Origin of the sequence: Kitasatospora sp. NPDC001547, from assembly GCF_042894165.1 — a bacterium.
GTDB lineage: Bacteria > Actinomycetota > Actinomycetes > Streptomycetales > Streptomycetaceae > Kitasatospora.
Window position 1 is genome coordinate 1 of record NZ_JBIAVL010000053.1, and the last position, 5,044, is coordinate 5,044.

Below are 5,044 nucleotides of genomic sequence, written 5' to 3' on the forward strand. Positions count from 1 at the left end.
CCGGTGTCTTCCGGGGTTTGACGCCCCGTCCGACGTTTCAAACTCTAGCCGATCCCCGCTCCGAAAAGCGAATCCAGCCGCAACCCAATTAAACGTGCACACCGAATACGCACCAGGCCACAACGCGCACAAGGCGAAGCGACCCGGCCCGAACCGGGAAGTGGTGTTTCAGAGGATTGGCCGCCCCGGGACCGTCCGCGCTGACGCGTGTCCGGTGCCCCCTGGCAGGCGACTAGGAGACACTACTCCTACTCCGCGCCCAAGCCAAATGCCCCCGCCGGCTCCGCCCCGCCCCCGCTCCGCGTCTCGCCCCCGGACGCCGGTCAACGCGGGCGTTCATCGTTTGTCTACCGCGGTCCTCCATGATCCTTCCCATCGGACGCCACGAAGACCTCGTCGGCGCCGACAGCACGAGAGAGGTCCACGGGGACATGAAGACGACGAAGACGCTGCGACACATGGCCATCGGGCTGGCGGCCGGCGTGTTGGCATTGGTCGGGGCGGTGTCCTCGACCGGGACCGCGCAGGCCGCCACCGCGCACGGATCGACGTTGGACGAGCCCGGGGTGCTCTACCCGGGCGACTACCTCGAGTCCGACGACACCCGGCTGTACATGCAGGGCGACGGCAACTTCGTCCTCTACAAGTACGCCACGTCGAACCCGACGGCGGTGTGGTCCGCCCCGGGGGCCCAGGGCTGCGGCCAGAAGGCGATCATGCAGGGCGACGGCAACCTCGTCGTCTACGGCGCCGGCAACCGCGTCTGCTGGGCCCGCGGCGTCTACAAGGGCAGCTCCCTGCAGACCGCCAGCCTGGTGGTGTCCCCCAAGGGCGGCCTCGCGGTCGTCTACGTCACGCCCCGCCAGATGAGCATCTTCACGGACACGCTCCGCAGCTCGGACCTGTACTAGACCGTTCCCCCGCCGCCCGGGCGCTCAGCCCCGTTCGGCGAACCACCGGACCAGCTCGGCCACCGACCACTGCGGCCGGGCCGCCAGCCGGTCCGCCGCCGTCCGCAGCAGGACGGGCAGGTAGCCGCAGATCCCCGCCAGCTCGGCCACCGCGTCCGGCTCCCGCCGGACCCGCTCCGCGCCGACGATCCGGGCCAGCAGCTCGAAGGCGTCGTGCGGCTCCAGCGGTCCCACCGCCAGCCGCACGGCGTCGCCGGGCAGCGCGCCCGGCTCAGCCCCCGCCACCACCGCGGCGCAGCCGGGCACCGACGGCAGCAGCGGCCCCGGCTCGGCCACTCCGTCGAGCAGCACCAGCACCCGCCGCCCGGCGAGCGCGGCTCGGTAGCGCGCGGACAGCTCGACGAGGCCGGCCGAGGAGTCCGGCCGCTCCCCCAGCGCCCGCAGGAAGCCGGCCAGCACCGCGCCGGAGCCGCCACCGCCCGCGTGCTCACGCCCGCCCGCGGACAGCTCTCTCGCGTACAGCTGCCCGTCCGGGAAGGCGTCCCGGACCGCGTGCGCCACGTGCACCGCCAGCGCCGACGCGCCGCTGCCCGCCGGGCCCGAGAGCCCCAGCACCGGCGACCCGTCCGCCCGCAGCGCCCGCTCCGCCTCCCGCACCTGCACCGCCCGCCCGACCAGGTCCGGGATGTCCGGCGGCAGCTGCCCCGGCCTCGGCAGCCGCCGCAGCAGCACGGGGGCGTCCCCGCGCCGGATCTGCTCGGCCAGCTCCACCAGCGCCGGGGCGGGTTCGAGCCCGAGCTCCCCGTCCAGCCGTTCCCGCAGGTCCTCGTACGCCGCCAGCGCCTGCGCCGTCCGGCCGCAGCGGTGCAGCGCCAGCAGGTGCAACCGGTGCACCTCCTCGTCCCGCGGGTGCCCGGCCGCCAGCCCGGCCAGCGGCTCCAGCGCCTCGGCGTGCCGGCCGAGAGCGAGGTCCAGGCCGTGCAGCGCCTTCACCGCCGCGAACCGTCCGGCCGCCAGCCGCTCCCGGACCCGCTCGGCGAACGTCCCGGGCACGCCGTCCAGCGCGTGCGGCCCCTGCCAGGCCCCCAGTGCCCGCTGCAGCACCTCGCGCGCCCGCAGCGGATCCTGGTGACGCAGTGCGACGGCCTCCGCCACCCCGGCCTCGTAGCCGAAGAGGTCCACCGCCGTGCGCGGCACCTCCAACCGGTAGCCGCCCGCCGTCCCGACCAGCAGCCCCGGCGCGCCCAGGGCCCGCCGCAGACGGTGCACATGGGTGCCGATCTGCCCGACCGGGTCCTTCGGCCAGCGGGTGTCGTCCCCTCCCCACAGGTCCTCGACCAGCCGGTCCGTCGCCACCAGCTGCCCCGGCGGGATCAGCAGCGCCGCGAGCACGGCGCGCTGCTGCGGTCGGCCGAGGTCGAGCTCCCGGCCGTCGGACCGGGCCCGCAGCGGTCCCAGCAGGCTGAAAACGAGCCCCACGGGCCACTCCTCGAACCCTCTAGCCGTGCACAATCAGTGACAGAGCATAAGCCGCCGGGACACGGGGGCGCCGCTGTCCGTACGGAAGTGGCGCAATCCCGGCGCGGAACGACTTTCGGGACGGGACATGGCTGACATGGGGGTATCCGGGCTGCGGTTCGGACTGCTGGGACCGCTGCGGGCCTGGTACGGGGAACGGGAGTTGGGCTGGGCAGGCCGCAGCAGCGGGCCGTGCTCGCCGTGCTGCTGGCCGCCGCCGGACGGACGGTGGCGGTCCCGGTGCTGGTCGAGGGGGTGTGGGGCGGGGCCGCGCCGGCCGACCCGCGCAAGGCCGTCCAGCTCGCCGTCTCCCGGCTGCGCACCGCGTTCCGGCCGTACGCCGGGGACGACCTGCAGCGGATGCCGCTGCTCCGGGTCGGCGACGGCTACGCGCTCCGGCTGTCCGGCGCCGAGGTGGACACGGCCGCCTGGGAGGCGCTGCTGGCCGAGGCCGGACGACTGCGCGCCGCGGACGCACCGCCGCAGCAGGTCCGGGAGGTGCTGCGGCGCGGCCAGCGGCTGTGGGTCGGCGAACCGCTGGCCGGGCTGCCCGGGCCGCACGCCGAGGCCGTCCGCGCCGGGCTCACCGAGCAGCGGATCTCGGCCAAGGAGACGGAACTGGAGCTGGACGCCGACCTCGGCGACCGCACCGACCTCACCGCGGCGGCCGCCGCCCTCGCCCTGGAGCACCCCGGCCGGCCCCGGCTCACCGCCGTCCTGATGCGCGCCCTCTACCAGGCCGGCCGCAGGGCCGAGGCACTCGCCGTGTACGAGGACGCCCGCGCCTCGCTCCCGCCGGGCGCGGACGGACCGGCCGCCCTGCAACTGCGCATCCTGCGCGAGGACGCCTCGCTGCTGCCCGCCGGCGCCACCGCCGACCCGGTCGGACCCGCCGCCGAGGCCGACCGCTGGCAGGCACCCGACCAGCTCCCCGCCGGCCTGCCCGACTTCACCGGCCGCACCGAGGAGGCCGAGACCCTCACCGACCGGCTCTCCGCCGCCGGCGGCCGGGCCGTCGTGGTCTCCGCCCTGGACGGCATGGGCGGCGTCGGCAAGACCGCCCTCGCCGTGCACGTGGCCCGCCGGGTCCGCGACCGCTTCCCCGACGGACAGCTCTTCGCCGACCTGCGCGGCGCCGACCACACCCCGCCCGACCCCGGCACGGTGCTCGCCGGCTTCCTGCGCGACCTCGGCGTCGACCCGGGCGAGATCCCGCCGGACACCGGCGAACGCAGCGCGCTCTACCGCTCGGCCCTGGCCGGACGGCGCGTCCTGGTCGTCCTCGACAACGCCGCCACCCCCGGCCACGTCGAACCGCTGCTGCCCGGCTCACCCGGCTGCGCCGTCCTCGTCACCAGCCGCCACCGGCTGACCGGCCTCGCCGGGGCCCACCAGCTGCGCCTGGACACCCTGCCGCCCGAACAGGCCCTGGAGCTGCTCACCCGCATCGTCGGCGCCGAACGCGTCGCCGCCGAACCCGGGGCCGCCGAGGAGGTCGTCCGGGCCTGCGGACTGCTGCCGCTCGCCGTGCGCATCGTCGCCTCCCGGCTCGCCGCCGACCCGTCGCTCACCCTGGCCGCCCTCGCCGAAGGCCTGCGCCGGGAGCACCGGCTGGCCGAACTCAGCGACGGCGAACGGACCGTGGAGGCCAGCTTCGCGCTCTCCTACCACCGCCTCGACGCCGAGCTCGCCCGGGCCTTCCGGCTGCTCGCCCTGCCCGACGCCCCGGACGTCCCGCTGCCCTGCGCCGCCGCCCTGCTCGACCGCTCCGAGGCCGAGACCGGCGAACTGCTCGAAACCCTCGTCGACCTCAACCTGCTGCAGTCCCCCCGCTTCGGGCGCTACGGCTTCCACGACCTCGTCCGCGCCTACGCCCGTGCCCGGCTCACCGCCGAGGACGGCGCCGCCGCACGCACCGCCGCCACCGACCGGCTGCTCGACTTCTGCCTCGCCACCGCGCGCAACGCCGACCTCGCCGCCCGCAAAGCCGATCCGGCCGAGCTCAGCCTGCTCGACGTGCCCGTGGCCCACCCCGGCCGACCGGTCGTCGACGGCGCCGAGGCGGTGCGCTGGATGCGCGAGCAGGCCGAGGTGCACGCCGCCGTCATCGCCCTGAGCTGCGCCGACCCGGCCCTGCCGCTCGACCGCGCCGCCGAACTCGCCGACCGGATGGGCTCGGTGCTCGCCGAACGCACCCGGACCACCGTCATCGCCGACCTCGCCGAACGCCTCGCCGGCGAGGCCGAGGCACGCAGCGAGCACGGCCCGCTCGCCCTCGCCCGCTACCTGCGCGGTGCCATGCTCTGGCACGTCAACCGCTACGCCGAGTCGGAGCGGGAGATCCGCCGGGCCGTCGACCTCTGCGCCTCGCCCGCCACCGAACGCGTCCTCGCCAAGGCCCTGCTCACCCTCGGCGGCAACGCCCGGATCCACGGCCGCTACGCCGAGGCCGCCGAACACGCCGGCCGGGCCGCCGAGTTGTTCCACCGCCTCGGCGCCGAACGCGCCGAGGGCAGCGCCCTAGACGAGTAGTTCCGAAGTCGGTCAGTGGTCGTAGGCGATCAGTGAGCGGGTGACGGGTTGGCCGGTGGTCCGGTTGTGCCAGATCGCGCAGG

3 protein-coding genes are annotated in these 5,044 nt (G+C 75.9%); 2 read left to right on the forward strand and 1 reads right to left on the reverse strand.

The genetic code is table 11. The features are described 5' to 3' along the window. Nucleotides 1-431: 431 nt before the first annotated feature. Nucleotides 432-911 (forward strand): hypothetical protein, encoded by a 480-nt coding sequence (locus ACFY0X_RS36795; protein ID WP_387760879.1) that lies wholly within the window; start codon nt 432-434, stop codon nt 909-911. 24 nt (nt 912-935) lie between these two features. Here ACFY0X_RS36795 and ACFY0X_RS36800 read toward each other — a convergent pair whose 3' ends face one another. Further along, entirely contained in the window at nt 936-2,390 is a 1,455-nt protein-coding gene (locus tag ACFY0X_RS36800; RefSeq protein WP_387760880.1) for a BTAD domain-containing putative transcriptional regulator, read from the reverse strand. 231 nt (nt 2,391-2,621) lie between these two features. Between ACFY0X_RS36800 and ACFY0X_RS36805 the strand changes: the two genes are divergently transcribed. Beyond that, nucleotides 2,622-4,961: a BTAD domain-containing putative transcriptional regulator gene (locus ACFY0X_RS36805; RefSeq protein WP_387760881.1), complete on the forward strand. Its 2,340-nt coding sequence runs from the start codon at nt 2,622-2,624 to the stop codon at nt 4,959-4,961. Nucleotides 4,962-5,044 lie beyond the last annotated feature (83 nt).

Excerpts from the sequence above, each read along its gene's own strand:
- ACFY0X_RS36795 (WP_387760879.1), top strand. The coding sequence starts at position 432 with ATGAAGACGACGAAGACGCTGCGACACATGGCCATCGGGCTGGCGGCC.